The sequence below is a fragment of the Saccharopolyspora terrae genome (assembly GCF_004348435.1).
In the GTDB taxonomy this organism is placed as follows: domain Bacteria; phylum Actinomycetota; class Actinomycetes; order Mycobacteriales; family Pseudonocardiaceae; genus Saccharopolyspora; species Saccharopolyspora endophytica.
This window is the reverse complement of record NZ_SMKS01000023.1, coordinates 46,064-70,923: the sequence shown is the minus strand read 5'-3', so window position 1 is coordinate 70,923 and position 24,860 is coordinate 46,064. Positions and strand designations below refer to the sequence as shown.

The 24,860-nt window shown below is 69.5% G+C and carries 26 protein-coding genes; 12 read left to right on the top strand and 14 right to left on the bottom strand.

What is annotated here, in order from left to right; all coding sequences use genetic code 11:
- Window positions 1-24: 24 nt before the first annotated feature.
- Genes E1181_RS15255 through E1181_RS15225 form a run of 7 tightly spaced genes read right to left on the bottom strand, consistent with a single transcriptional unit; the run spans window position 25 to window position 4,791 of the window.
- A complete protein-coding gene (locus E1181_RS15255; RefSeq protein WP_132675303.1) occupies window positions 25-501 on the bottom strand; it encodes a nitroreductase family deazaflavin-dependent oxidoreductase in 477 nt (158 codons plus the stop codon).
- A gap of 4 nt (window positions 502-505) precedes the next feature.
- Window positions 506-694: a ferredoxin gene (locus E1181_RS15250; RefSeq protein WP_132675301.1), complete on the bottom strand. Its 189-nt coding sequence runs from the start codon at window positions 692-694 to the stop codon at window positions 506-508.
- Between the two features lie 22 nt (window positions 695-716).
- Window positions 717-1,268 (bottom strand): Cif family virulence factor, encoded by a 552-nt coding sequence (locus tag E1181_RS15245; protein WP_132675299.1) that lies wholly within the window; start codon window positions 1,266-1,268, stop codon window positions 717-719.
- A gap of 1 nt (window position 1,269) precedes the next feature.
- The gene (locus E1181_RS15240; RefSeq protein ID WP_132675297.1) at window positions 1,270-1,464 is read right to left on the bottom strand and encodes a ferredoxin; all 195 of its coding nucleotides are present in this window, start codon (window positions 1,462-1,464) and stop codon (window positions 1,270-1,272) included.
- A complete protein-coding gene (locus E1181_RS15235; RefSeq protein WP_132675295.1) occupies window positions 1,464-2,819 on the bottom strand; it encodes a cytochrome P450 in 1,356 nt (451 codons plus the stop codon). The genes E1181_RS15240 and E1181_RS15235 overlap by 1 nt, the downstream gene beginning before the upstream one ends.
- Complete coding sequence (locus E1181_RS15230) at window positions 2,816-3,595, bottom strand: SDR family oxidoreductase (RefSeq protein WP_132675293.1); 780 nt, start codon at window positions 3,593-3,595, stop codon at window positions 2,816-2,818. The genes E1181_RS15235 and E1181_RS15230 overlap by 4 nt, the downstream gene beginning before the upstream one ends.
- A 2-nt stretch (window positions 3,596-3,597) precedes the next feature.
- Window positions 3,598-4,791 carry a cytochrome P450 gene (locus E1181_RS15225; RefSeq protein ID WP_132675291.1) on the bottom strand — a complete coding sequence of 398 codons (1,194 nt, stop codon included), beginning with the start codon at window positions 4,789-4,791 and terminating at the stop codon, window positions 3,598-3,600.
- Between the two features lie 169 nt (window positions 4,792-4,960).
- On the opposite strand from E1181_RS15225, the gene E1181_RS15220 reads away from it, so the two are divergent.
- Together E1181_RS15220 and E1181_RS15215 are read left to right on the top strand one after the other, a co-directional pair.
- The gene (locus E1181_RS15220) at window positions 4,961-5,722 is read left to right on the top strand and encodes a glucose 1-dehydrogenase (protein WP_132675289.1); all 762 of its coding nucleotides are present in this window, start codon (window positions 4,961-4,963) and stop codon (window positions 5,720-5,722) included.
- Between the two features lie 70 nt (window positions 5,723-5,792).
- Window positions 5,793-6,791 (top strand): ABC transporter ATP-binding protein, encoded by a 999-nt coding sequence (locus E1181_RS15215; RefSeq protein WP_132675287.1) that lies wholly within the window; start codon window positions 5,793-5,795, stop codon window positions 6,789-6,791.
- Here the strand turns inward: E1181_RS15215 and E1181_RS15210 are convergent.
- From E1181_RS15210 to E1181_RS15180, 7 genes are all read right to left on the bottom strand, one after another.
- A complete protein-coding gene (locus tag E1181_RS15210; protein WP_132675285.1) occupies window positions 6,757-7,326 on the bottom strand; it encodes a TetR/AcrR family transcriptional regulator in 570 nt (189 codons plus the stop codon). The two genes, E1181_RS15215 and E1181_RS15210, sit on opposite strands and share 35 nt — an antisense overlap.
- 240 nt (window positions 7,327-7,566) lie before the next feature.
- Window positions 7,567-8,193 (bottom strand): cholesterol catabolism transcriptional regulator KstR, encoded by a 627-nt coding sequence (kstR, locus tag E1181_RS15205; RefSeq protein ID WP_132675283.1) that lies wholly within the window; start codon window positions 8,191-8,193, stop codon window positions 7,567-7,569.
- Between the two features lie 107 nt (window positions 8,194-8,300).
- Window positions 8,301-8,600, bottom strand: a complete 300-nt coding sequence (locus E1181_RS15200; protein WP_132675281.1) for a hypothetical protein — start codon at window positions 8,598-8,600, stop codon at window positions 8,301-8,303.
- On the bottom strand, window positions 8,597-9,754 hold the full coding sequence (locus tag E1181_RS15195; protein WP_132675279.1) for a Rieske 2Fe-2S domain-containing protein: 1,158 nt from the start codon (window positions 9,752-9,754) through the stop codon (window positions 8,597-8,599). Before E1181_RS15195 ends, E1181_RS15200 begins: the two co-directional genes overlap by 4 nt.
- Window positions 9,755-9,858: 104 nt before the next feature.
- Complete coding sequence (locus tag E1181_RS15190) at window positions 9,859-11,448, bottom strand: long-chain-fatty-acid--CoA ligase (protein ID WP_132675277.1); 1,590 nt, start codon at window positions 11,446-11,448, stop codon at window positions 9,859-9,861.
- Window positions 11,445-12,533 (bottom strand): acyl-CoA dehydrogenase family protein, encoded by a 1,089-nt coding sequence (locus E1181_RS15185; protein ID WP_132675276.1) that lies wholly within the window; start codon window positions 12,531-12,533, stop codon window positions 11,445-11,447. The genes E1181_RS15190 and E1181_RS15185 overlap by 4 nt, the downstream gene beginning before the upstream one ends.
- 90 nt (window positions 12,534-12,623) lie before the next feature.
- A complete protein-coding gene (locus tag E1181_RS15180) occupies window positions 12,624-13,799 on the bottom strand; it encodes an acyl-CoA dehydrogenase family protein (protein ID WP_132675274.1) in 1,176 nt (391 codons plus the stop codon).
- 415 nt (window positions 13,800-14,214) lie between these two features.
- Between E1181_RS15180 and E1181_RS15175 the strand changes: the two genes are divergently transcribed.
- From E1181_RS15175 to E1181_RS15130, 10 genes are all read left to right on the top strand, one after another.
- Window positions 14,215-15,309, top strand: coding sequence for a Zn-dependent alcohol dehydrogenase (locus E1181_RS15175; protein WP_132675272.1), 1,095 nt, complete (start codon window positions 14,215-14,217; stop codon window positions 15,307-15,309).
- A gap of 7 nt (window positions 15,310-15,316) precedes the next feature.
- The gene (locus E1181_RS15170; RefSeq protein WP_132675270.1) at window positions 15,317-16,201 is read left to right on the top strand and encodes a 3-oxoacyl-ACP reductase; all 885 of its coding nucleotides are present in this window, start codon (window positions 15,317-15,319) and stop codon (window positions 16,199-16,201) included.
- 94 nt (window positions 16,202-16,295) lie between these two features.
- The gene (locus tag E1181_RS15165) at window positions 16,296-17,078 is read left to right on the top strand and encodes an MlaE family ABC transporter permease (RefSeq protein ID WP_132675268.1); all 783 of its coding nucleotides are present in this window, start codon (window positions 16,296-16,298) and stop codon (window positions 17,076-17,078) included.
- Between the two features lies 1 nt (window position 17,079).
- Window positions 17,080-17,952 carry an MlaE family ABC transporter permease gene (locus E1181_RS15160; protein ID WP_132675266.1) on the top strand — a complete coding sequence of 291 codons (873 nt, stop codon included), beginning with the start codon at window positions 17,080-17,082 and terminating at the stop codon, window positions 17,950-17,952.
- The gene (locus tag E1181_RS15155; RefSeq protein ID WP_132675264.1) at window positions 17,949-19,295 is read left to right on the top strand and encodes an MCE family protein; all 1,347 of its coding nucleotides are present in this window, start codon (window positions 17,949-17,951) and stop codon (window positions 19,293-19,295) included. The genes E1181_RS15160 and E1181_RS15155 overlap by 4 nt, the downstream gene beginning before the upstream one ends.
- Complete coding sequence (locus E1181_RS15150) at window positions 19,292-20,323, top strand: MCE family protein (RefSeq protein WP_132675262.1); 1,032 nt, start codon at window positions 19,292-19,294, stop codon at window positions 20,321-20,323. The genes E1181_RS15155 and E1181_RS15150 overlap by 4 nt, the downstream gene beginning before the upstream one ends.
- On the top strand, window positions 20,320-21,333 hold the full coding sequence (locus tag E1181_RS15145; protein ID WP_132675260.1) for an MCE family protein: 1,014 nt from the start codon (window positions 20,320-20,322) through the stop codon (window positions 21,331-21,333). Before E1181_RS15150 ends, E1181_RS15145 begins: the two co-directional genes overlap by 4 nt.
- Entirely contained in the window at window positions 21,330-22,535 is a 1,206-nt protein-coding gene (locus tag E1181_RS15140) for an MCE family protein (RefSeq protein WP_132675258.1), read from the top strand. Before E1181_RS15145 ends, E1181_RS15140 begins: the two co-directional genes overlap by 4 nt.
- Entirely contained in the window at window positions 22,532-23,704 is a 1,173-nt protein-coding gene (locus tag E1181_RS15135; RefSeq protein ID WP_132675256.1) for an MCE family protein, read from the top strand. Before E1181_RS15140 ends, E1181_RS15135 begins: the two co-directional genes overlap by 4 nt.
- The gene (locus E1181_RS15130) at window positions 23,701-24,837 is read left to right on the top strand and encodes an MCE family protein (RefSeq protein ID WP_132675254.1); all 1,137 of its coding nucleotides are present in this window, start codon (window positions 23,701-23,703) and stop codon (window positions 24,835-24,837) included. The genes E1181_RS15135 and E1181_RS15130 overlap by 4 nt, the downstream gene beginning before the upstream one ends.
- Window positions 24,838-24,860: the final 23 nt, after the last annotated feature.

Genomic DNA, 24,860 nt, shown 5'->3' with positions numbered 1-24,860 from the left:
CGCGCGAAATTCGAAGGTGGCCGGTCAGGCGGGGTCGCAGATGACCACTGGGATCTCGCGTTCGGTCCAGGACTGGTAGTCGTCGAAGTCCGCGTAGACCTCCAGCAAGCGGGGCCAGAGCTCGGCCCGCTCCTCCGGGCTCGCCGTGCGGGCGCGCATGCGGCGGATGTCGCGCTTGACCTGGACCGTCACCTCCGGGTTCGCCGTGATGTTGTGGTACCAGGCCGGGTGCTCGGGCAGGCCGCCCTGCGAGGCGACCAGGATGACCCGGTCGCCGTCGGGCATGTGCAGCAGGGGAGCGGTGCGGGGCCGGCCGCTGCGACGGCCGGTGGTGGTCAGCAGGCAGATCGGGACGCTCTTGCGGAAGCCGGCGCCGATGCGCCAGTTGCCGCCCAACCGCCCGCCGGTGGCGCGGTACAACCGGGTGTTGGCCCGCGAGGCCACCTTGATGACCTTGCCCACGATCGGCGAATCCAACTGCGGGGGACGTGCTTTCGGCATGATCTCAGTCTTCCAACGACAGGGCGGCCTTCGGGCAGGAGTGCACCGCCTGCTCGATCGAATCCCGCAGCTCGGGCGTGGGCTCGGCGATGATGTTGAGGTTGTCGTCATCGTCGATCTCGAAGACGTCCGGTGCGACGGCCTCGCACATGCCGTTGGCCTCGCACAGGTCGAAGTCGACCACGATCTTCATGGTTCCTCCCGTTGTTCGCAGGTCACCACAGCTCGACCGGTGCCGTGCCCTTGCGGTAGTGGCCGGGTTGCGGCAGGCCGGACGCGGCGACCTCCATGCGCTGCTTCATCCCGGGCGAGAGCGCGTCCGCTTTGATCATCTCCAGGAAGAGGTGCGCGGCGTTGCCGAAGTCGAAGAAGTCCCGCTGCCACGACCACCGCATGTTCCCGCCGTAGCGGAACCAGCTGCCGCCGATGCCGGCGACCTGGTACGGACTTCCGTCGGGCCGCTTCGCGTCGGCGATCTGCTTCCACAAGCCGATCACCTCGCCCTTGACGTCGTCGATGAGCACCCGCTGGTACGGGTAGCTCCAACCGCGCAGGCCCTCCATCTCCACGCCGAGGGCGATGTCGCGGATCTCGTCGCGCCCCACCGTCATGAAGTCCTCGTTGGGCCCGGTGTTCCAGCCGTAGGTGGCGTCTTCGGTGTAGAGCTGCGCGAGCGGCTTCCAGTCGCCGAGCCCTTCGCAGCGCTCGTTCTCGTCCAGCCAGTGCTGGACCATGCGTTCCAGTTCTTCCCGAGGGTATGCGGGCATGTCAAGCCTCCTCGATGCTCAGGGCCTGCGTGGGGCATTCCTGCACGGCACGTTCCACCTCGGCGCGCAGATCCGCCGGCGGCTCGCTGATCAGCACGTCGACCGTGCCGCGCTTGGGGACCGAGAACACCTCCGGCGCCTCGACCTCGCACATCGCGTGCCCCTGGCACAGGTCGAGATCGCACACGACTCGCATCAGGACTCCTTCCGGCGGCGGTAGGTCACCCGGCACGGCTGGGCGAGCTGGACGACCATCTTCGAGTGGTCGTTGCGGTAGGACTCCGGAGGCTGCGCGAGCTCGAAGCTGAAGTCCCGCAGCAGGACCGAGAAGATCGCCTTGAGCTGCATCATCGCGAACGCCGCTCCCACGCACCGGTGCCGCCCGGCACCGAAGGGGATCCACGTCCAGCGGTTGACCAGGTCCTCCTGGCGCGCCTCGGCGTAGCGCTCCGGGTGGAACGAATCGGGATCGGGGAAGTCATCCGGGATCCGGTTGGAGATCGCGGGAGTGGCGGCCACGAAGCCACCGCGCTCGATCCGCTGCCCGCGCACCTCGAAGTCGTCCTGAGCGACGCGCAGCAGCAGGATCAGCGGCGGGTGCAGCCGCAGCGCTTCCTTGATCGCGCCCTCCAGCCGCGGGATCGCCCGCAACGAGCGGAAGCTCACCTCCGAACCGTCGGAGTAGAGCTCGTCGAGCTCGGAGACGACCCCGTCCATCACGCCGGGATTGCGGAGCAGCTCGATGAGCGTCCACGCGGCCGTGCCGGAGCTGGTGTGGTGCCCGGCGAACATCATCGAGATGAACATCCCGGTGATCTCGTCGGCGCTGAACCGCAGCTTACCGGCCTCGTCCTTGACCGACATCAGCACGTCGAGCATGTCCCGCTCGTCGCGCGGCGGTTTCCCGGCCGCGGCCCGGCCGTCCATGATCTCCTGCACCAGCCGCACCAGACCGGCCCGCGCCTCGTCCCGACGCCGGAAGCTCTCGATCGGCGCGTAGGGGTCGACGTAGGCCAGCGCGTCGGTTCCGCGCTCCAGCTCGTGGTAGAGCTCGGCGAAGCGGTGGTCGAGCTGGTCGCGGAACCGCTTGCCGATGAGGCAGGCTGAGGACGTGTAGATCGTCAGCTCGGCGAAGAAGTCCAGCAGGTCGATCTCGCCCTCATCGCCCCACTCGGCCACCGTCCGGGCGATCTCGGCGTCGATGGTCTGGGCGTGGCCGCGCATCTGCTCGCCGCGCAGCGCTTGGTTGTGCAGCATCTCCTTGCGCCGCTCCGGCGGGGCGTCGAAGACCACGCCCTGCCCGAAGATCGGCGTCATGAACGGGTACGCGGCGGCCTGGTCCAGGTCGTCGTCGGAGGCGCGGAAGAAGAACTCGTTGGCCTCGGCTCCCGACAGCAGCACCACCCGGCGCCCGGCCAGGTCGAAGGTGCCGACGTCGCCGCACTCCTCGCGCACTCGGCGCATCAGCGCGATCGGATCGGTGCGCAGCTCTTCGAGGTGGCCGTGCTCGTCCTGGCCACCGGAGACCTGTTTCGGCGCGAGCAGCGTCATCTCTCCTCCAGCGGTGCTTCGGGTTCGACCTCGATCAAGCTCAGGTGCACGCCGCGCGGCGCGGAGATTACGTGGTGCACGGCGTCGGCGATGTCGGACGCGCGCAGGAAGTACGGGTGCCGCGCCAGGCCCCACTTCACCCAGTCGTTGAGCACGGCCTCGGTGGTCTTCTCGTCCCATTGCATGCCCATCGAGGTGGAGGTGGGTCCGGGCCGGACGATGCTCGCGCGCACCCCGGTGCCCTCCAGCTCCATGCGCATCGTCCGGGCCATGGCCTCCAGCCCGGCCTTCGCGGGCACGTAGGCGCCCATCCGCGGCCGGGGTTTGGGGACCACGTCGGAGCCGATGAACACCACGTCACCGCGCCGGCGGTCGACCATGCCGGGCACGATCCGCGAGGTGAGGCGGTGAGCTCCGCCGAGGTGCACGTCGAGCTGGCCCTGGAAGCGCGATCCCTCCATCTCGTGCACCAGGTCGGCGTCGAGGTCGCCCGCGCCGTAGACCAGGACCTCGATGTCGCCGAGCTCCTCGGTCGTCCTGGTCACGAACGCCGTCACCGAGTCCTCGTCGGTGACGTCCAGCGGCACGGCGACGGCCTGACCGCCGTCGGCGCGGATCTTCTCCGCCAGCTCCTGGCACTTGTCGACGCGGCGCGCGCCGAGCGCCACCGGGTGACCGGAGGCGGCCAGGGCCTGGGCGGTCGCCGCGCCGATCCCGGCCGACGCACCGGCGATCGCGGTGGGTCGGCGTTGCGGGTTCGGTTCGAATCTGGGCATGGCTACCTGCTTTCCACGCGAACGGGCAGGGTCGCGAAGCCGCGCACGTTGCTGGAGTGCACCCGCTGCGCGCGGTCGGTGTCGACGTCGTAGGACTTCACCAGCTCGACGAACTCGGTCAGCGCGATCCGCGCCTCCAGCCGCGCGAGGTGCGCGCCGAGGCAGAAGTGGGTTCCGCCGCCGAAGCTGACGATCTGGGTGTCGGTGCGGCGGTCGAGGTCGTAGTGGTCGGCGTCGGCGAATGCTCGCGGATCCCGGTTCGCCGAGCCGACCAGCAGCAGCACCCGCGCGCCCGCGGGGATCGTGGTGCCGTGCAGGCGGATGTCCTCGGTGGTGGTCCGCGCGACCATCTGGCTGGAGGTGTCGTAGCGCAGCGTCTCCTCGATCCAGTCGCTCACCCGGCCCGGGTCTCCGAAGGGCTTCGCCTGCTCGCCGGGGTTGAGGTGAGCCCAGTGCACGGCGTTGGCCAGCAGCTTCGTGGTCGTCTCGTTGCCGGCGACGACCATCAGGAACAGGAACGCGATGATCTCCTCGTCGCTGAGCCGGTCGCCGTCGATCTCGGCGTCCAGCAGCGCGGAGGTGAGGTCGTCGGTGCGTTCGCGGCGGCGCTCGGCGAGCATGTCCGCGTAGTAGCCGACCAGGTTCAGCGAGGCCTCCATCGCCGCCTGCGGGACGTCGAAAACCCCTTCGTCGCGGTGCATCACGGTGTCGGCGAGCTCCCGCAGGCGGTCGCGGTCGGCTTCCGGGACGCCCATCAGCTCGGAGATCACGTCCATCGGGAACTTGCCCGCGAAGTCCGCCACGAAGTCGAACTCGCCCGATTCCAGCGCGGGATGCAGGTGATGGCGGGCGAGTTCGAGGATGCGGGGTTGCAGGTCGCGGACCCGGCGCGGGGTGAAGCCGCGGGAGACCAGCGAGCGCAACCGGTTGTGCCGGGGGTCGTCGAGCGCGAGGAACGACATCGTCTTGTGCGCGTAGGGGCCCCAGGCAGCCGGGTCCAGCGAGACGCCGTTGGCGTTGGACAGCCGGGTGTTGTCGCGGAACAGCGCGGCGACGTCGGAATGCCGTGACAGCGCCCAGAAATCGAGCTCGTCGTTCCGGTAGACCGGCGCTTCGTCGCGCAGCCTCGCGTAGATCGGGTAGGGGTCGGCGTGCACGGCGTAGTCGTACGGGCTGAACACGACACCACTGGACATGTGTCCAGACGCTAGTACGACTCGGTTCGCTCCGGCAAGCCCGCCGAAGGCTGAATCGAGAACAAGTTCATCCGCTTTCAAGGCCGTGCTGCGAGGTGGGTTCCCTTTTGTCGAGAACGTGTTCTAGTCTCGGATGCGGACGGCTTCGGCTCGGCAGGGAGGGCGGCGCATGGGACGGCTCGCGGGAAAGGTCGCACTGGTCACGGGCGCGGCGCGGGGGCAGGGCGCGGCCATCGCGCGCGGCTTCGTCGCCGAAGGCGCCTCGGTGGTCATCGCCGACATCCTCGACGCTCCGGGCAAGGAACTCGCCGACGAGCTCGGCGAATCCGCCAGCTACGCGCACCTCGACGTCTCCCAGGAGGACGACTGGAGCGACGCCGTCGCCCAGGCCACCGACGGTTTCGGCCGGCTCGACGTCCTGGTCAACAACGCCGGTGTGCTCATGTTCTCCGCGCTGGAGGACACCTCGCTGGCCGACTACGAGCGCATCGTGCGGGTCAACCAGTTCGGCACCTTCCTCGGGATGCGCGCTGCGGCACCCGCGCTCACCGAGGCCGGCGGCGGTTCGATCGTGAACTTCTCCTCCGTCGAAGGCCTCGGCGGCATGCCGCACCTGGTCGCCTACACCGCGAGCAAGTTCGCCATCCGGGGCATGACCAAGGCCGCGGCCATGGAGCTCGGGCCGCGCAACATCCGCGTCAACTCCGTGCACCCCGGCATGTTCGACACCGGCATGACCCGGGAGTTCACCGGCGAGGGCACCGACCTCAGCCCGATCGGCGAGATGGTCCCGCTCGGCCGCATCGGCCAGCCCGAGGACATCGTCGGTCTCGTGGTGTTCCTCGCCAGCGAGGAGAGCACCTACTGCACGGGCGCCGAATTCGTGGCGGACGGCGGAGCCACCGCCACCCACGCCTACTACCGGCGCTGAAACGCGGTGCCGCGACAGCGGTTCCGATGATCGCCTGACGAGTTCTGCGACGTCGACGTGAGGAGTGGGTGTGGGCGCTGAAGTCGTCATCGAGGGGTTGAGCAAGTCCTTCGGGCCGCAGACGATCTGGCGGGACGTGGGGTTCACGCTGCCGCAGGGCGAGGTCTCGGCGCTGCTCGGCCCGTCCGGGACCGGCAAGTCGGTGTTCCTCAAGTCCATGATCGGGCTGCTCAAGCCGGAGAACGGGCGCTGCCTGGTCAACGGCGTGGACATCTGCTCGTGCAGCGAGCACGAGCTCTACGAGATCCGCAAGCTCTTCGGCGTGCTGTTCCAGGACGGGGCGCTGTTCGGGTCCATGGACCTGTTCGACAACGTCGCGTTCCCGCTGCGCGAGCACACCCGCAAGACCGAGGCCGAGATCCGCCGTATCGTGCTCGAACGCATGGAGATGGTCGGCCTGTCCGGAGCCGAGGACAAGCTGCCGGGGGAGATCTCCGGCGGGATGCGCAAGCGCGCAGGGCTCGCCCGCGCGCTGGTGCTCGACCCGCAGATCATCCTCTGCGACGAACCGGACTCCGGACTGGACCCGGTGCGCACCGCCTACCTCTCGCAGCTGCTCATCGACATCAACGCGCACCTGGACGCCACGATCCTGATCGTCACCCACAACATCAACCTCGCCCGGACCGTGCCGGACAACCTGGGCATGCTCTTCCGCCGCGAACTCGTCCTGTTCGGACCGCGCGAAGTCCTGCTCACCAGCGAAGACCCGGTGGTGGCGCAGTTCCTCAGCGGTGACAAGACCGGCCCGATCGGGATGAGCGAGGAGAAGGACCAGGCGAGCATCGACCGCGAGCGCCAGTGGCTGGCCAGCGGGCAGATCGCCGCCGAGCAGCGGGTGGTCGGCGTGCCGCCGCAGCTGCCCGTCAGCGCCGGGCTGCCGGAACGTCAGGCCGTGCAGCGGCGGAAGAACCGCGTCATGGGCATGCTCGACCAGCTTCCGCCCGCCGCCCAGGACAGCGTCCTGCGCAGCATCAACGATCAGCCGGCGGCAACACCCGGTCGGTGATGCCCGCCAGGTGCGAGGCCATCTCCTCCATCGGCAGGTATCCGCTGCCCGCCAGCACCAGCGAGCCTACGAACGCCGTCATCACGGCATCCAGCGCCGACGGATCGGCCTCGCCGACCGCGTCGTTCAACCGCCGGTAGACCTCCTGGCCGATCTCGTCGCGCAGCCGCTTGACCTCCTGCTGATCGGCCAGCAGCGCCGTGGTGCAGGCCCGCACCAGCGCCGGTTCGGAGGCCAGCATCCGAGCGATCGTGTTTACCACCTGCGCGACGTCCGCGCCGGGCTTGCCGGTGCGGTCCTCGCCGCTGGGCGGCAACGCCTGGACGCGCTTCCAGAACACGGCCGTGACCAGGTGTTCCTTGGAGGAGAAGTAGGAGTAGGCGGTGGCGCGGGAGACCTCGGCGCGCTCGGCCACCGACCGCACGGTCAAGGCTCCGAAGCCGCGCTCCTCCAGCTCTTCGACCGTGGCGTCCAGCAACCGGCGAACGGTCTCGGCGCGTTTGCCTTCCAAGAACTGACGGACGGGCTCGGTCATGCGATGAGCCTAACGTGGTCTCTTTGCGTGACGGTGCGGGTAGCGGAACCTGAGCGGCTCCGTGGACTCCGTGTGCCACTCCTTGAGTATGTCGAATACGCGGCGTCGCGGCGTACTCGCCACGAAGCCGCTCAGAACCCGCGGCGGTGCGAATTGCGGGGGTGGTGAAAGAGAAAGCGGCTTCGCCGATTGTGTTGATTTCCGTCCTTGAATCGATAACGTGTTCTACGTGCCTGGAATTCATCGGAGGAGGAGTCGGACTGTGAGTTCGAGGCGGTTGGAGACGTCGGTGGCGGAGGCTCGCCGGGTCACCCAGGCGACCAGGTTCGACAGCCAGACGTCTCCGATGACGCGGGCCACGGCCACCTGCTCGTCGCTCGGTTCTCCGTCGCTCATCACCGCGATGAACATGGCCTCCATCATGCGGTTGGCCAGGTCGACCTCGGTGGCGGCCGAGGCGTCCGCCGACATCAGCGCGCGGGTGACCGCCTCGGAGAGGTTCGGGTTGCGCTGGAACGCCCGGGTGAGGCGGCTCAGCACGAACAGCAGCCGCTCGTAGGGCGAATCGCCGCGGATCGGCGCGCGGTCCAGGCGTTCCTGGATGCGCTCCAGCTCGCGGACCAGGCTCGCCACCAGCAGGTGGATCTTGGACGGGAAGTAGCGGTACAGCGTGCCCAGGGCGACGTCGGCGCGCTCGGCGACGGCGCGCATCTGCACCGCGTCGAAACCGCCCTTGTCGGCCAGGGCGACGGTCGCGTCGAGGATCCGCTTGCGGCGATCGCGCTGGGCGGTGGCGGTGAGCTCGTCGTCGGCCATCGCGTTGAGCGCGTGTCCGCCCTGGCCGTTCCGGTTGGCGGCAGAACTCATCGACGCAACGCCCCCTAGCGCATCGGCGGAAAGGCGTTGGCGCGCCAACCGCAAGATCACGTTAACACGGTGTGATCGGTAACCCGTTCCACCGGTGTTCTCGGAAATCACTCCTTGATTTCGGGAACTTCCAGAACTCCTTCTCGGAGCGCGTGCTCGATGGTGGCGCGCAACCGGGGGCAGGTGTCCACGAGCGCCGGGTGCTCGCCCTCGGCGATGCGGGCGGCGATCTCCGGGCAGTCGCCGGTCGAGGTGGTCCACTGGATGCTGGTCTGCTCCGGGCTGAGCTTCTTGACCAGCACCCGCACCCCGCACGTGGCGCAGGGCAGCGGGCGCAGTCCTCCCTCCAGGTAGAGCCGCTGGTCGGCGGTCGTGCTGGCCGGGACGTCGGTGCGGGCGGCCGTCATGACGTGCCGGCCCCCTCTGCTTCGCGCCGGGCCAGGTTCTCGGCGACCTCGGCCTCCCACGCCTGCACGGCGCGCGTGGTGTCCACCTCGAACTCGAAGCGGGAGGTCATCTCCTCGCTGACGTCCTCGACGTCCACGTAGAACTGGTCGTACCAGCGGCGGAGCTGGTAGACCGGCCCGTCCTCCTCGACCAGCAGCGGGTTGTCGATCCGGGACTTGTTCCGCCAGATCTCCACGTCCTGGAGGAACCCGACGCCGAAGGACTTGGCGAACTTGCCCGCCACCATGTCGGCCTGCTCGTCGTCGAGGCCGGGCAGCTTCTTGACCGAAACGCCCCACTGGAGGACGAAGCTCGTCGGTGAGATCGGGTAGTGGCAGTTGATGAGGTAGGCGTCGATCGGCGTGCCCTTGAACTCGGTCCACAGCCGGTTGATCATGTACGAAGGCCCGTAGTAGCTGGCCTCCGAGCGCAGCGTGGTGTCGTCGCCGGCGTAGTTGCCCTGCGAGGCGCCGACGTCGGGACGTCCGCGCGAGTGCAGGTGCTGGGTGGCGACGTGACCTTCGAAGATGTTCTTGAAGTACGTCGGGAAGGCGAAGTGCACGTAGAAGAAGTGCGCCATGTCCACGACGTTGTCGATGATCTCGCGGCAGTTGGAGTTGTCGATCTGGACGCGGTCCCAGGTCCAGTTCGACCACTCGTCGGTGAAGACCTCGTCGATCCGCGGGATCGTGACCTCCGCCGGCGGCGGGTTGCCCTGCGGGTCGTGGTAGACGAACAGCTGCTTGTTCTCCTGCAACGTCAGCCACGAGCGCGTGCGTGCGCGGCCGGGAACCCGCTTGGCGTAGGGGATGGAGGTGCAGCGGCCGTTGCCACCCCAGCGCCAGTCGTGGAAGGGGCAGGCCACCGAGTCGCCCTTGATCTCGCCCTGGGTGAGGTCGCCGCCCATGTGCCTGCAGTAGCCGTCGAGCACGTGCAGCTCGCCCTGGCTGTCGGCGAAGACCACGAGCTTGGTGCCGAACGCGTGCACCGCGTGCGGCTTGCCGTCCTGGAACTCCTCGACGGGGCCCAGGCAGTGCCACCCCCGGGCGAACCGTTGTGGCGGGGCACCGGCATCGATCGTGCGCACCCCGTGCTCACGCTCCGTCCCGCTCATCGCGTCCCTCCATCAGTCACGTGTTGTATGTGAAACAGGTTATAGGAATCAGTGTCGAACACGCCATCTGTAGACGTTGCTCGATTGGAGGAAATTAGAACAAGTTATAGATTTTGAGGATGGTAGGTGGCATCGACGCGGCGCCACACCGGATCGCGCGTCCGGACGCCCTCGGCCGCGAGCTCGCGCTTGAGCACCTTGTGCGTGGAGGTCCGGGGCAGCTCGGACACCAGCCGGACGTAGCTCGGCCACTGCTTGGGTCCCAGATCCGCCTGAGCCGTCAGGAAGTCGTCCAGCGACGCCGGGTCGAACCCGTCGGTGGTGGTGATCGCCGCCATCACCGAATCACCCACCTCCGCCGGTCCCGCGTAGACCGCGGCCTCCTGGATCTGGGGGTGACGCAGCAGGATTCGCTCGATCGGCGCTGCGCCCAGGTTCTCGCCGTCCACCCGGAGCCAGTCGCTCGAACGCCCCGCGAAGTAGCAGAAGCCGTCCGCGTCGAGGTAGCCGAGGTCGCCGCTCCAGTACATGCCGTCGCGCATCCGCTCCGCGTCGGCCTCCGGCGCCCCGTAGTAGCCGGCGAACGAGCCGGGTCCGGTGGTGTTGACCAGCTCGCCGATCGCCGCCTCGCCGTTGAGCAGCAGGCCGGAGTCGTCGAACTCCGCCGGAGGGCAGGGCTTTCCGGTGTCCGGGTCGAAGACCGCGACTCCGTCCGTGGCCTTGCCCAGCGCGCCCGGAGGGGTGTCCGGGGTGCGGGTGACCGCGATGCCGCCCTCCGAGGAGCCGAAACCGTCGACGACGTGGCAGCCGAAGCGCTCCGCGAAACGCGCGATGTCGCGCTGGTTGCCCTCGTTGCCGTAGACGACGCGCAGCGGGTTGTCGGTGTCGTCCGGTCTCGCCGGGGTGGCCAGCACGTAGGACAGCGGCGTGCCGACGTAGTTGGCGTAGGTCGCTCCGTAGCGGCGCACGTCCGGCAGGAATCCGGAGGCCGAGAACTTCGGCCGCAGGGCCAGGGCCGCGCCCGCTGCCAGCCCGACCGACCAGCCCGCCATGAGGGCGTTGGAGTGGAACAGCGGCATCGAGATGTAGGCGACGTCCTCGCCGCCGAGGCCGAAGCGCTCGGCCAGCATCCGGCCCGGGTAGGCGATCTTGGCGTGGGTGCAGCGCACCGCCTTCGGATCGCCACCGGTGCCCGAGGTGAACACCAGGACCAGCAGGTCGTCGCCGTGGGCGGGCACCGGGTTCAGGGGTGCACCGACGTGCCGGTCGAGCTCGCGGTGCCAGGAATCCAGCGTGACGACCTCGATCCCGTCGAGGTCCAGGTCCTCCAGCAGCGGCGCGTAGGCGGCGTCGGTGAGCAGGACCCGGCAGTCGGCCAGCCGGATGTCGCGCTCCAGCGCCGCACCCCTGCGGGTCGGGTTGAGGCCGACCACCACCGAACCCGACAGCGCGGCACCGCCGAGGAGGAAGGAGAACTCCGGGACGTTGTCCAGCAGCACGCCGATGTGCGGCGGCTCGCCGGAGGGCAGCAGCTCCCGCAGCAGCGCGGCGCGCTCGGCGCTGTGCCGGACGTGCTCGGCCCAGGTCCACTCGCCGTCCTCGGTGCGCAGTCCCGGCCTGCGGTCGTCGGCCCTGGCCAGCAGCAGTTCGGTGACCGTCGGCATCACCTCCGGCCGCGACAGCGCGGAGCTCATCGCGCCGCCAGGCCCGCGCCGATCCGGCGCAGCTGCGCGGTCGCCCCGCCCAGCGCGAACTCGCCGCGCTTGGCGGCCACGAAGTAGCGGTGCAGCTCGTGGTCGACGTCGATGCCGACGCCGCCGTGCACGTGAACTGCGGTGTGCGCCAACCGGTGCCCGGCTTCGGCGGCCCAGAACTTCGCGGTGGCCGCCTCTTCCGCGCACGGCATGCCCTCGGAGGCCATCCAGGCGGCCTGCCAGAGGGTCAGCCGCGCGGCCTCCACGTCGATGAAGCCGTCGGCCAGCCGCTGCGCCACGGCCTGGAAGGTGCCGATCGGGCGGCCGAACTGCACCCGCTCCCCGGCGTAGGCGCTGGTGCGCTCCAGCGCGCCGGAGAGCACGCCGACCTGCACCGCGCACACACCGATCGTCGCTCGGACGATGAGCTGGTGCAGCGCCTCGGAACCGAGCACGTCGGCGTTGCTGATGCGGACGCCGGAGAGCTCCAGCCAGCCCTCGCTGTCGCCGTCGACGATCTCCTGGCGCTGCATCCGCGCACCCGGGTCGCCGGGCCGGACCAGGAAGATGCGCGGTCCGTCGGCGGTGGCGGCCGGGACGAGCACGAGGTCGGCGATGGGGCCGGCGGGCACGGTCACCTTGGTGCCGGTGAGAACCCACTGGTCGCCGTCGCGCTCGGCGCGGGTGGCGGGGGAGTCCGGTGCGGCGCCGCCGTCCTCGGTCAGCGCGGCGGTGAGCACGACCTCGCCGCGAGCGGCGGGTTCGACCCAGCGCTGCCGGTGCTCGTCGGTGCCGAACTCGGCCAGCGTCGTGGCACCCATGGTGATCGACGGCAGGTAGGGCACGGGGGCCACCGCGTGGCCGATCTCGATCAGGACGCTGCACTGCTCCAGCAGCCCGAAACCGCCGTCGGGCAGCGCCGCGGTGAGCACGTCGGCCTTGGCCAGCTCGGTCCACAGCGCGCGGTCGAAGCGGTCGTCCTGCGCGTCGATCTCGCGCAGCCGCTCGTTGGTGACCTTGTCACCGAGGATGCGCCCGACCAGCCCGGCCAGGTCCTCCTGGCCCTCGGTCAAGGTGAAATCCATGTCGCCTCCTGGGAGGTGGTGTGCGGGTGCGGGCGGTCGTGGTCCGAACCGTCCACGATCGAAAGTCCTCTTCGTCCGGACGGTTCGCGGTCAACGCTTCGCGGGGGGAAGGCCGAGTCCGACGGCGGCGATGATGTCGCGCTGCACCTCGTTCGTGCCGCCGCCGAAGGTGAGGATCAGCGCCGAGCGGTGCATCCGCTCGATCCGCCCGGCCAGCACCGCGCCCTTCGAACCGGAGCGGACGTAGCCCGAGGTGCCCAGCACCTCCATGAGCAGCCGGTAGGCCTCGGTGGCGAACTCGGTGCCGAAGACCTTCGTCGCCGACGCCGCGGCCGGGGCGGGGTGCTTCTCGGCGGTGGTGGCGATCTTCCAGTTCATCAGCTTCAGGAACTCCGCGCCGGTGTGCACCCGCGCGAGGTGCTGCTGCACCCACTCCTGGTCGATCACCCGCCGCCCGTCGGACAACCGGGTCTGCGCCGCCCAGTCCCGGACCTCGGACAGCGCCAGCTGCAGCGGGGCGGCGGAGGTGAGCGCGACGCGCTCGTGGTTGAGCTGGTTGGTCACCAGCGGCCAGCCCTCGTTCTCGGTCCCCACCAGCGACGACGTCGGAACCCGCACGTCGGAGTAGTAGGTCGCGCTGGTCGTCGGTCCGGACACGGTGTGCACCGGGGTCCAGGAGAAGCCGGGGGAGGAGGTGGGCACGACGAGCACGCTGAGCCCGCGGTGCTTGCGCGCCTCGGGGTCGGTGCGGCAGGCCAGCCAGACGTAGTCGGCGTACTGGATGAGACTGGTCCACATCTTCTGGCCGTTGATCACGTAGTCCTCGCCGTCGCGGACGGCGGTGGTGCGCAGCGAGGCCAGGTCGGTGCCCGCTTCGGGCTCGGAGTAGCCGATGGCGAAGTGGATCTCACCGGCCGCGATCTTGGGCAGGAAGTGGGACTTCTGCTCGTCGGTGCCGAACCGCATGATGGTCGGCGCGATGCTGTTGAGCGTCAGGAACGGGACCGGGGCGCCGGCGATGGCCGCCTCGTCGGTGAAGATCAGCTGCTCCAGCATGCTGCGGTTCTGCCCGCCGTACTCCTCGGGCCAGCCCAGTGCCAGCCAGCCGTCGGCCCCCATCTGCCGCACCAGCTGCTTGTAGGCGCCGCCGTCGCCGTAATCGCCCTGCGACAGCTCCTGGCGGAGCTCGGGCGTCATCAGATCGGCGAAGTAGGCGCGCAACTCCTCCCGCAGCTTCTCGTGCTCGGGCGTGTAGGCGATGCGCATGCATCCTCCCGGGGTGGTACGCGCTTGTGAAACACGTTTCTAAAATCATAGACCGGCGGTCACGATCTGGTCGAGACCAGGCGGTCACCGTCTCGTCATCAAAGGTGTAACGTGTTCTAAAAGCAAGGATCACGACCCGAGGTCGCGTCCGAATGGAGCAGTGACCGGGCTCCGGCTTCGCTCGTTGAAGGCCTGAGGGGTGGCGCACTCGCGATCCCGTGGCCCGAATGTGACCGAAAGGTCCCATTCGCTAGAACGAGTTTCCATTTCTGATGGCTGGCCTCGTGTCTGAATCTTCTGCGGAATCCGCGCATCTGAACGTGGCACTTGATACTGAGCGAGAACACATTCTAGTGTGTGTTGGCTAACACATCCCCGCGCCGTGGCGGGGTTCGATCCGGTGAGGAGCGTGCCGATGAGGGCAGCCGTGCTGAAGCAGATCGGCGACCCCGAACTCGACGTGCGCTCGGACGTGGCCACCACCGAGGTGGGTCCCGACGAGGTGCGCGTGCGGGTCCGGGCGTCGGGCATCTGCCACAGCGACCTGTCGGCCATGAGCGGCGGACTGCCCGCGCTCGCCCCCGGGATCATGGGACATGAGGGCGCCGGTGACGTGATCGCCGCAGGTGAGCGGGTCTCGCACCTCCGCGAGGGCGACCGCGTGGTGCTCTCCTTCGTGCCGCCGTGCAGCCGCTGCGCGGTCTGCCTGAACGGGCAGCCGCACCTGTGCGAGGTGCACACCGTCAACGCCTTCGTCTCACCCCGCTTCGAGGTCGGCGGCGAGTCCGCCTTCGGCTTCGCCGGGTGCGGGACCTTCGCCGAGGAGATCGTGATCCCGGCCGACGCCGCGGTGAAGGTCGACGACGACGTGCCCTACGAGGCCGCCGCGCTGATCGGCTGCGGCGTGCTGACCGGAGTCGGCGCGGTGCTCAACACCGCGCAGGTCGAGCCCGGGTCCACCGTGGTCGTCATCGGCTGCGGGGGAGTGGGGATCTCGGTCATCCAGGGAGCTCGGATCGCCGGTGCCTCGCGCATCGTCGCGGTCGACCCCGCGGTGGCTAAGCACGAGGCGGCGCTGCGCTTCGGCGCCACGCACGCCACCACGCCGGACGGGCTGGCCGAGGTCCGCCAAGAGGTCACCGGCGGACGCGGTTTCGACTACGCCTTCGAGGTCGTGGGCCTGGCCACGACCATCCGCGCGGCCTACGACGCCGCTCGCCGCGGCGGCACCGCGGTGATCGTCGGAGCGGGCGGCGAGGAGCAGAAGGTCGAGTTCTCCGCCCAGGAGCTGTTCATCAACGAGAAGAACATCGTCCCCTCCTTCTACGGTTCGGCCGATCCGCGCCGGGACACCGGCCGGATGGTCGAGCTGTGGCGGGCGGGATTGCTGGACCTGGAAGGCATGATCAGCCGGCGGCTGCCGCTGGCGGACATCAACGACGGGCTGGCCGCACTGCGCAGCGGGGACAACGCGGTGGTGCGCCAGATCGTCACTTTCGACCCGAGGTGAGGCGCACGTGTCGAGTGTGGACGGAAAGGTAGCGATCGTCACCGGAGCCGGTGCGGGACTGGGGCGGGCCGAAGCGCTCGCGCTCGCTCGGGCCGGGGCGAACGTCGTGGTCAACGACGTCACCGACGCGGCGCACGCCGTGGTCTCCGAGATCGACGAGATCGGCACCAAGGCGGTCGCCGTCGTCGGCGACGTCTCCGACTCCGACGTCTCCGCCCAGATGATGGCCGCCGCCACCGAACGCCTCGGCGGGCTGCACGTGGTGGTCAACAACGCCGGACTGCTGCGCGACCGGATGCTGTTCAAGATGAGCGACCAGGAGTGGGACGACGTGCTCCGGGTGCACCTGCGCGGCCACTTCCTGCTCTCCCGCAACGCGACCGCGCACTGGCGCCAGGAGTACAAGGACACCGGGGCGACCTGCGGCAGCATCATCAACACCGCGTCCGAGGCGTTCCTGCTCGGCTCCGCGGGACAGCCCAACTACGCCGCGGCCAAGGGCGGCATCGCCGCGCTGACCGTCTCCACCGCCCGCGCGATGTCGCGAATGGGCGTGCGCGCCAACGCGATCTGCCCCCGCGCCCGCACCGCGATGACCGAGCAGACCTTCGGCGACGCCCCCGACGAGGGCGTGGACCCGATGTCGGTCGAGCACGTCGCCCCGCTGGTGGCCTACCTCGCGGGACCGTCCGCGAAGGACATCAGCGGGCAGGTCTTCGTGGTGCACAGCGGCACCGTCGCCCTGCTCGCGCCGCCCACCATCGAGCAGAAGTTCACCGCACCCGGCGAGCTCTGGACCCAGGAAGACCTGGAATCCGGCCTCGGCGCCTACTTCGCCGACCGCGACCCCGAGAAGTCCTTCTCCGCCAACGACGTCCTCTCGATCCCGTAGCGCGCGTCGCCCACCCGCCGGGCTCACAGGCGGCACGCAGAACGATTCCGTCAACGAGGCCGGGAGGAAGCATGGGTATCCAGGAGCGGCGGCCATGAGCGCGCCGATCGCCGGGGTCTCGACGGCCCTCGGCCACGTGGGCAAGATCGCGACGCTGGCCTGGGAAGTCGTGCGCCTCACGCCACGTCGGCCGTTCGCGGTGCGCGAGTGGATCCAGCAGGCGTGGTTCTTCGCCAGCGTGACGATCCTGCCGACCGCCATGGTGGCCATCCCGTTCGGCGCGGTGATCGCCATGCAGCTGGGTTCGCTGACCCAGCAGATCGGTGCCCAGTCGTTCACCGGCGCGGCCAGCGCCCTGGCGATCCTGCAGCAGGCCAGCCCGCTGATCACCGCGCTGCTGGTGGCCGGTGCGGGCGGTTCGGCGGTGTGCGCCGACATCGGCGCCCGGTCCATCCGCGAGGAGATCGACGCCATGGAGGTGCTGGGGATCTCGCCGATCCACCGGCTGATCGTGCCCAGGGTGCTCGGCGCCGTGCTGGTGTCGCTGCTGCTCAACGGCCTGGTCAGCGTCGTCGGCGTGCTCGGCGGCTACTTCTTCAACGTGATCCTGCAGGGCGGCACGCCAGGCGCCTACCTGGCCAGCTTCAACGCGCTGGCCTCGCTCCCCGACATCTGGGTCAGCGAGATCAAGGCCGCCATCTACGGGTTCGTCGCCGGAGTCGTCGCCGCCTACCGGGGGCTCAACCCCACCGGCGGGCCCAAGGGCGTCGGGGACGCGGTCAACCAGGCCGTGGTCATCACGTTCCTGCTGCTGTTCATGATCAACCTGCTGGTCACGGGCATCTACCTGCAACTCGTGCCGCCGAAGGGCTTGTGAGATGGCAGTCCTGGAAACGACACCCCCGCCGACACCGGCCCCGGTTCAGCGCCGCATCGCCAAGGCCGCCTCCCGGCCCGGTGACGTGCTGGCCAACCTCGGCTGGCAGCTCTCGTTCTACGTGCGCGCCCTGGCGCTGGTACCGGTCACGCTGACCAAGTACCGCAAGGAGACGATGCGGCTGCTCACCGAAGTCGTCTTCGGCAGCGGTGCGCTGGCCATCATCGGCGGCACGCTCGGCGTGATGGTAGGCATGACCATGGCCACCGGTGCGGTCGTCGGCCTGCAGGGCTACTCCTCGCTGAACCAGCTCGGGACCGCCGCGCTCACCGGGTTCATCGCCGCCTACTTCGACACCCGCGAGGTGGCGCCGCTGTCGGCCGGTCTGGCGCTGTCGGCCACCGTCGGCTGCGGGTTCACCGCGCAGCTGGGCGCGATGCGCATCTCCGACGAGATCGACGCGCTGGAAGTCATGGGTGTGCGCAGCGTTCCGTACCTGGTCACCAGCCGGGTGCTGGCCGGTGTCGCCGCCGTCATCCCGCTCTACGTGGTGGGGCTGCTGGGCTCCTACCTGGCGTCGCGGCAGATCACGGTGTGGGTCTACGGGCAGTCGGCGGGCACCTACGACCACTACTTCCACCTGTTCTTACCCCCGGAGGACGTGTTGTGGTCCTTCGGCAAGGTCATGGTCTTCAGCGTCGCGGTGATCCTGACCCACTGCTACTACGGCTACACCGCCAGCGGCGGTCCGGCCGGGGTGGGCATCGCCGTCGGCCGCGCGGTGCGGACCTCCATCGTGCTGGTGACCGTGCTCGACTTCTTCTGCAGCCTGGCGATCTGGGGATCGACCACGACGGTTCGGATCGCCGGATGATCGAAGCGCGCAGCAGACGCCGCTACCAGGCGATGGGCATCGCGTTCCTGGTCGTCGCCGGGCTGTTCCTGGCGGGCACGATCGGGATGTACAACAAGGCGTTCACCCGCTTCGTCGCGGTGACCGTGCGCGCCGACACCGCGGGCAACCAGATGATGCCGGGCGCCGACGTCAAGGTGCGGGGTGTCGTGGTCGGCGAGGTGCGGGCCATCGACGCGGGCAACGGCCACGCCGACCTGAGGCTGGCGCTGCAACCGGAGAAGGCGGACATGATCCCGGCCAACGCCTCCGCGCGGCTGCTGCCGAAGACCCTCTTCGGAGAGCGCTACGTGGCCCTGGACATCCCGAAGGCGGCGGCCTCGGCGACGTTGAGCGCGGGGGACGTCATCCCGCAGGACCGCAGCGCCTCGGCGATGGAGATCGAGAAGGTGCTCGGCGACCTGATGCCCGTGCTGCAGGCGGTGCAGCCGCAGCAGGTCTCCACCACCCTCAACGCCGTCTCCCAGGCGCTGGAAGGGCGCGGCGAGCAGCTCGGCGACACGCTGGTGCAGCTCGACCGCTACCTGCAGGACTTCGACCCGTCGCTGCCGAAGATGGAATCGGTGATCAGCCGGGTCGACGACGTCGCCGAGAACTACGCCGACGCGGCACCCGACCTGATGCAGGCGGTCAACGACCTCACCGCCACCAGCCGCACCATCGTCGAGCAGCGCGGTCAGCTCCAGCAGATGACCGGCGCGCTGACCAGCGCCAGCGGTGAGATGGACCGGTTCCTGTCGGCCAACGGCAACAACTTCATCCGGCTGGCGGGCACCTCGCGGTCCACTTTGGAGCTGCTGGCGAAGTACTCGCCGCAGTACCCCTGCATGCTCCAGCAGTTCCAGGCCGGCACCAAGAACGCCGATCTCACCTTCGGCAAGGGGACCGACACCCCGAACATGGCGCGGATGACGCTGGAGATCACCGGCAGCCGCGGCAAGTACCTGCCGGGCCGGGATGATCCGAAGAACCTGGAGCACCGCGGTCCCCGTTGCTACCCGTTCGTCGAGGCGCCGGAGACGTTCCCGCAGTACCCGCCGGGCGGCCCGCTCAACGACGGCTCGTTCAAGCCCGAGCCGCCGCTAGACCGCGACGCGGTGTTCCCGTGGAAGAAGTCCGGCGGGGCGCCGGCGTCGACCTCGCCGCAGTCGGCGAGCTCGTCGGTGGCCAACTCCCAGCCCGAGCGCGACCTGCTCGCCGCCCTGATGGCCCCGCGCCTGCAGGTCCAGCCCAAGGCCGTCCCCGACTGGACGAGCCTGCTGGTCGGGCCGCTGTTCCGGAACGCGGAGGTGACCGTGCGATGAGGTCGATCACCGCACCGCTGATCAAGCTGATCGTCTTCGTGGCGGTCACGCTGACCCTGACCGGGATCCTGGTGTCCACCATCGCCGCCAACTCCTCCGGCGACGCCCACGAGTACACCGCGCGCTTCGCCGACGCCTCCGGGCTCGGCGAGGGCGACGACGTGCGCATCGCCGGGGTCAAGGTCGGCAGGGTCATCGAGCTCGAAGTCGACGCCGACGACCACGCCCTGGTGCGCTTCGACGTCGACAGCGCCCGGAAGCTGCCGCGCGACGCCCAGGCCACCGTGAAGTTCCGCAACATCGCGGGCCAGCGCTACCTCGCGCTGGACGCGCCGCTGCGCGACCCGGCCGACGTGCTGCGGCCCGGCGACGAGATCCCGCTGGAGCGCACCCACCCGGCGCTGAACCTCACCGCCCTGTTCAACGGCTTCAAACCGCTGTTCCAGGCCCTCAACCCGGAGGACGTCAACCAGCTCTCCGGCGAGCTGGTGAAGGTGCTGCAGGGCGAGGGCGGCACCGTCGACAGCCTGCTGGCGCACACCGCGTCGCTGACCGGGACGCTGGCGAAGAAGGACGAGGTCATCGGTCAGGTCATCGACAACCTCAACGCCGTGCTGGGCAACGTCAACGAACGCGGCCCGCAACTGGCCGAGCTCATCGACGCCCTGCAACGGCTGACCACCGGCCTCGCCGAGCAGCGCGAGCCGGTCGGCGAGGCCATCGGCGCCCTCGACGAGCTGACCAACACCACCGCCGGGCTCGTCGAGCAGGCCAGACCACCGCTGCAGCAGGACATCGCGGCTCTGCGCGACGTCACCGGGCTGCTCAACAAGGACCTGCCGCTGCTGGAGCACACGCTGCAGACCATGCCCGGACGGCTGGACCGGCTCACCCGGACCGTCAGCTACGGCGGCTGGTTCAACTACTACTCGTGCCAGGTCACCGGCAACATCCGCATCGACCAGCTCAACATCAACGTCCCGCTCCTGCCCGTGCCGACGACCCAGTTGCCGGAGAGATGCCGATGAAACCGCTACGGGCCCGCAACCAGGTCACCGTCGGCCTCGTCACGATCGCGCTGATGGTGCTCGGGACGCTGACGGCGTTCTCCGCCAAGGACCTGCCGCTGATCGGCTCCGGCAACTCCTACTCGGCCTACTTCGCCGAATCCGCCGGGCTGGAGCCGGGGAACGAGGTGCAGATCGCCGGGGTGAAGGTCGGCGAGGTCGACGACGTGTCGCTGGAGGGCAACCGGGTTCTGGTGTCGTTCACGGTGGACGGACGCGAGATCGGCGACCGCACCAGCGCCGACATCCAGATCAAGACGCTGCTCGGCGAGAAGTTCGTCGGCCTGCGACCGGCCGGTGACGAGGAGCTGTCCGAGCCGATCCCGGTGCGCAACACCAGTTCTCCGTTCGACATCCCCGACGCCATCGACCAGCTGACGCAGACCACCGGGCAGCTCGACAGCGGCAAGCTCGCCGAGAGCTTCCGGGTCATGTCCGACACCATGCGCGGCGCGCCGCAGCACATGGACCAGGCCGTCAACGGCCTGTCCCAGCTCTCGCAGACCATCGCCTCCCGGGACCAGCAGCTCGCCGACCTGATGCGCAACGCCAGCAACGTCTCGGGCATCGTCGCCGACCGCGACCAGCGGGTCAGCAAGCTCGTCTCCGACGGGAACCTGCTGCTGTCGGAGGTGCAGGCCCGCAAGCAGGCGATCAGCGGGCTGCTGGTCGGCACCGAGAACCTCTCGAACCAGCTGCGCGGCCTGGTGGCCGACAACCAGGAGCAGATGAAGCCCGCCCTCGACCAGCTCGACCAGCTCACCGCGATGCTCAAGCGCAACCAGGACAACCTGAACAGGGCCATCGGCGCGCTCCAGCCCTACGTGCGCGGCTTCAACAACACCATCAGCAACGGCCGCTGGTTCGAGGGCTACTTCTGCGGTCTGCTGCCGCCGCCGATCCACGCCGGCCCGATCCAGACCAACACCCCCGAGTGCGAGCTCCCGGTTCCCGAGGGAGGCGGCCGATGAGCAGGCTCACCCGCATGATCGCCGTGCTGTGCGCGCTGGCCCTGGTCACCGCCGGAGCGCTCTGGTGGACGCTGTCCGCCAGCGGCACCACCATCACCGCCTACTTCGACAAGGCCGTCGGCCTCTACGCCGGTTCCAGCGTGCGAGTGCTCGGCGTCAAGGTCGGCCAGATCGACACCGTGACGCCCGAAGGGCCGGTGGTGCGGGTCGACATGCAGGTCGACGACGGGGTGAGCATCCCCGCCGACGCCAACGCCGTGGTCGTCGCGCCCAGCCTGGTCAGCGACCGCTACGTGCAGCTCACCCCGGCCTACACGCAGGGCGAGGTGATGGCCTCCGGCGCGGTCCTCGACCGCAAGCGCACCGCCACCCCCGCCGAGCTCGACGAGCTCTACAAGAGCGTCAACGCCCTGTCCACCGCGCTCGGCCCGGACGGGGCCAACCGCGAAGGCGCGCTCAACGACGTCCTCAACACCACAGCGGCCACAGTGGACGGCAACGGCCAGGACCTCAACACCACGATCAAGCGGCTCGGCGAGCTCTCGACGACCTTGTCGGAGAACCAGGACGACCTGTTCGCCACGGTGGACAACCTCAACCAGTTCACCGGCACGCTGGCCCAGAGCGACGCGCAGATCCGCGAGCTCTACGGGCGGATGGCCGACACCACCGGCTACCTCGCCTCCGAGCGCGAGCAGCTGGGCACCTCGCTGCACTCGCTCGCGATCGCGCTCGACGACGTCCAGCGGTTCGTCCACGACAACCGCGACCACATGTCCTCCAACGTCCGCAACCTCACCGGCGTCACCCAGGCGCTGGTCGACCAGCGGGAAGCGCTGGCCGAGGTGCTGGACCTGATGCCGCTGGCCACGACCAACTTCATCAACGCCTACGACTCGGCCTCGGGCAGCGTGGCCTCCCGCTGGAACCCGCAGGAGCTCGCGCAGCCGCCGATCCTGCTGGTGTGCAGGCTGATCGCCAACGTCACGCCGCTTCCCGAGCCCATCCCGCAGTCGCTGCGCGACACCTGCGAGAAGCTCAACCCCGTCGTCGAGGGCCTGGCGCCGCTGCCGTCGGTCGCCGACGTGCTCGGCAAGCTCCAGACCGGTGCGGGCGACGTCCCGGACCAGCTCGGCAAGGGCGAGAACCCGGTGCCGCTGCCGCTGGTGGACGCGATGAAGCGAGGGGCGGGGACGCCATGACGGCCCGACGGTGCGCGCTGCTGGCAGGATCCCTGTCGCTGCTGCTGGTGTCCGGTTGCGGCCCAGCCGGTTTCACCGGCCTCTACAACACGCCGCTGCCCGGGGGAGCCGAGCTCGGCGACCACCCCTACGCGGTGACCGTGCACTTCCACGACGTGCTGGACCTGGTGCCGCAGGCCAGCGTGAAGGTCAACGACGTGGCGGTCGGGCGCATCGACCGCATCGACCTCAGCGCCGACAACACGACCGCGATGGTGACCCTGCGGGTCAACGGCGACGTGCGGTTGCCCGCCAACGCCTACGCGCGGCTGCGGCAGTCGAGCCTGCTGGGGGAGAAGTTCGTCGAACTCGCACCACCGCCCGACAACGCCGCCGGCAAGCTCGCCGACGGAGCGGTGATTCCGCTGGACCGCACCAACCGCAACCCGCAGATCGAAGAGGTGCTCGGCGCGGTGTCGCTGCTGCTCAACGGTGGTGGCATCGAGCAGCTGCAGACCATCGTGCAGGAGCTCAACAAGGCGTTCACCGGCAACGAGGAGGAGATCCGCTCGCTGCTGGGCAACGTCAACGACGTGGTCATCCGGCTCGACGGCCAGCGCGGCGAGATCACCAGGGCCCTCGACGGGCTCAACCGGCTCTCGGCGAACCTGCGCGAGCAGACCGGCAACATCAACACCGCCCTTGACGGGCTCTCCCCGGGCCTGCGCGAGATCGAGGCCCAGCGGGGTCAGCTGGTCGGGATGCTGCAGTCGCTGGACAAGCTCTCCGGCACGGCGACCCGCACCGTCGAGGCCAGCCGGGAGGACCTGGTGGCCGACCTGCACGCGCTCGCGCCGACGCTCCAGCAGCTCGCCAAGACCGGCACCGATCTGCCCAAGGCGATGGCGTTCCTGTCGACCTACCCGTTTCCGGAGTACGCGATGGTCCCGCTCAAGGGCGACTTCGTGAACACCGACGTGCTCATCGACCTGGACCTGTCCGCGCTCTACGAGAACTTCGCGCGGTCCTCCGGGCCGCCGATCCCGATCCCGGGCCTCTCCGATTCCGGCCAGTCCGGTGCCAACATCCCGCTGCCGCCCGGCGCACCAGCGCTGCCGCCGCTGCCGATCCCCGGGACGCAGCCGGACGGCGGGTTGCTGCCGGGACTGCCCGGAGGAGGTTCCCGATGATGGCGCGCAAGGTGAAGGTGCAGCTGGCGCTGTTCCTGGTCATCGCGGTGGTCGGCGTGGGTTTCGTCGGCGGTCGCTACGCCGGGCTGGACCGGCTGTTCGGCTCCAACGGCTACCCGGTGTCGGTGCAGCTGCCCGAATCCGGCGGGCTGTTCACCAACTCCGAGGTCAGCTACCGCGGCGTGGCCGTCGGCCGGGTCACCGCGCTGCGGCTGACCCACGAGGGCATCGCCGCCGACCTGCACATCAACGACGGCGCACCGCAGATCCCCGCCGATGCCCGCGCCGTGGTGGCCAACCGCTCGGCGGTCGGCGAGCAGTACATCGACCTGCAGCCGCAGCACCGCGGAGGCCCCTTCCTCCAGGAGGGCTCGGTCATCCCGATCGAGCGCACCTCCATCCCACCGGCCCCCGAATCGCTGCTGGTCAACGTGGACCGGCTGGTGGCAGGAGTGCCGACCGACAAGCTGCGGACGGTGGTCACCGAGGTCGGGACCGCCTTCGACGGAACCGGCTCCCACCTGCAGAAGCTGCTCGACACCACCAGCTCGTTCACCACCGCCGCGCAGCAGAACCTGCCGCAGACCACGGGGTTGCTGGACAACAGCGACGTCGTGCTGCGCACCCAGCAGGAGCAGGCGCAGAACCTCACCGAGTTCAGCACCGGGCTGCGGCAGATCTCCGGGCAGCTCAAGCAGTCCGACCCCGATCTGCGCAAGACCATCCAGGAGGCGCCGGGCCCCGCCACCGAGGTGCAGGAGCTCACGCGCTCGATGGGCACCGACTTCGGCATCGTGGCCGCGAACCTGCTCACCACCATGCAGCTGACCAGCGTCCGCGGTCCCGCGCTGGAGCAGACGCTGGTCGCGCTGCCGATGATCTCGGCCTTCACCCACACCCTCTCGCCGGACGGCACCGGTCACCTCGGTCTGGTGCTCAACATGTTCAACCCGCCGGCGTGCACCGCGGGGTACGAGGGCACTCCGCGCAAGCACGGGTCCGACACCACCGACGGCCCCACCAACTACGACCTCGCATGCACCGAGCCCAAGGGCAGCCCCACCGGGGTGCGCGGCTCGCAGCACGCGATCCGCTACCCGGTCCCGGCTCCGGTTTCCCCGCCTGCGCCCTGAGCGAGGTGGACGCGTCACCGCCC

What these genes read in the sequence shown, in the direction of transcription:
- E1181_RS15195 (WP_132675279.1), bottom strand. Translation starts at nt 9,754, where the DNA reads ATGAGCGGGACGGAGCGTGAGCACGGGGTGCGCACGATCGATGCCGGT.
- E1181_RS15155 (WP_132675264.1), top strand. Translation starts at nt 17,949, where the DNA reads ATGATCGAAGCGCGCAGCAGACGCCGCTACCAGGCGATGGGCATCGCG.
- E1181_RS15210 (WP_132675285.1), bottom strand. Translation starts at nt 7,326, where the DNA reads ATGACCGAGCCCGTCCGTCAGTTCTTGGAAGGCAAACGCGCCGAGACC.
- E1181_RS15140 (WP_132675258.1), top strand. Translation starts at nt 21,330, where the DNA reads ATGAGCAGGCTCACCCGCATGATCGCCGTGCTGTGCGCGCTGGCCCTG.
- E1181_RS15150 (WP_132675262.1), top strand. Translation starts at nt 19,292, where the DNA reads ATGAGGTCGATCACCGCACCGCTGATCAAGCTGATCGTCTTCGTGGCG.
- E1181_RS15250 (WP_132675301.1), bottom strand. Translation starts at nt 694, where the DNA reads ATGAAGATCGTGGTCGACTTCGACCTGTGCGAGGCCAACGGCATGTGC.
- E1181_RS15225 (WP_132675291.1), bottom strand. Translation starts at nt 4,791, where the DNA reads ATGTCCAGTGGTGTCGTGTTCAGCCCGTACGACTACGCCGTGCACGCC.
- E1181_RS15135 (WP_132675256.1), top strand. Translation starts at nt 22,532, where the DNA reads ATGACGGCCCGACGGTGCGCGCTGCTGGCAGGATCCCTGTCGCTGCTG.
- kstR (WP_132675283.1), bottom strand. Translation starts at nt 8,193, where the DNA reads ATGAGTTCTGCCGCCAACCGGAACGGCCAGGGCGGACACGCGCTCAAC.
- E1181_RS15130 (WP_132675254.1), top strand. Translation starts at nt 23,701, where the DNA reads ATGATGGCGCGCAAGGTGAAGGTGCAGCTGGCGCTGTTCCTGGTCATC.
- E1181_RS15220 (WP_132675289.1), top strand. Translation starts at nt 4,961, where the DNA reads ATGGGACGGCTCGCGGGAAAGGTCGCACTGGTCACGGGCGCGGCGCGG.
- E1181_RS15230 (WP_132675293.1), bottom strand. Translation starts at nt 3,595, where the DNA reads ATGCCCAGATTCGAACCGAACCCGCAACGCCGACCCACCGCGATCGCC.
- E1181_RS15145 (WP_132675260.1), top strand. Translation starts at nt 20,320, where the DNA reads ATGAAACCGCTACGGGCCCGCAACCAGGTCACCGTCGGCCTCGTCACG.
- E1181_RS15160 (WP_132675266.1), top strand. Translation starts at nt 17,080, where the DNA reads ATGGCAGTCCTGGAAACGACACCCCCGCCGACACCGGCCCCGGTTCAG.
- E1181_RS15165 (WP_132675268.1), top strand. Translation starts at nt 16,296, where the DNA reads ATGAGCGCGCCGATCGCCGGGGTCTCGACGGCCCTCGGCCACGTGGGC.
- E1181_RS15180 (WP_132675274.1), bottom strand. Translation starts at nt 13,799, where the DNA reads ATGCGCATCGCCTACACGCCCGAGCACGAGAAGCTGCGGGAGGAGTTG.
- E1181_RS15255 (WP_132675303.1), bottom strand. Translation starts at nt 501, where the DNA reads ATGCCGAAAGCACGTCCCCCGCAGTTGGATTCGCCGATCGTGGGCAAG.
- E1181_RS15190 (WP_132675277.1), bottom strand. Translation starts at nt 11,448, where the DNA reads ATGAGCTCCGCGCTGTCGCGGCCGGAGGTGATGCCGACGGTCACCGAA.
- E1181_RS15235 (WP_132675295.1), bottom strand. Translation starts at nt 2,819, where the DNA reads ATGACGCTGCTCGCGCCGAAACAGGTCTCCGGTGGCCAGGACGAGCAC.
- E1181_RS15185 (WP_132675276.1), bottom strand. Translation starts at nt 12,533, where the DNA reads ATGGATTTCACCTTGACCGAGGGCCAGGAGGACCTGGCCGGGCTGGTC.
- E1181_RS15175 (WP_132675272.1), top strand. Translation starts at nt 14,215, where the DNA reads ATGAGGGCAGCCGTGCTGAAGCAGATCGGCGACCCCGAACTCGACGTG.
- E1181_RS15200 (WP_132675281.1), bottom strand. Translation starts at nt 8,600, where the DNA reads ATGACGGCCGCCCGCACCGACGTCCCGGCCAGCACGACCGCCGACCAG.
- E1181_RS15245 (WP_132675299.1), bottom strand. Translation starts at nt 1,268, where the DNA reads ATGCCCGCATACCCTCGGGAAGAACTGGAACGCATGGTCCAGCACTGG.
- E1181_RS15240 (WP_132675297.1), bottom strand. Translation starts at nt 1,464, where the DNA reads ATGCGAGTCGTGTGCGATCTCGACCTGTGCCAGGGGCACGCGATGTGC.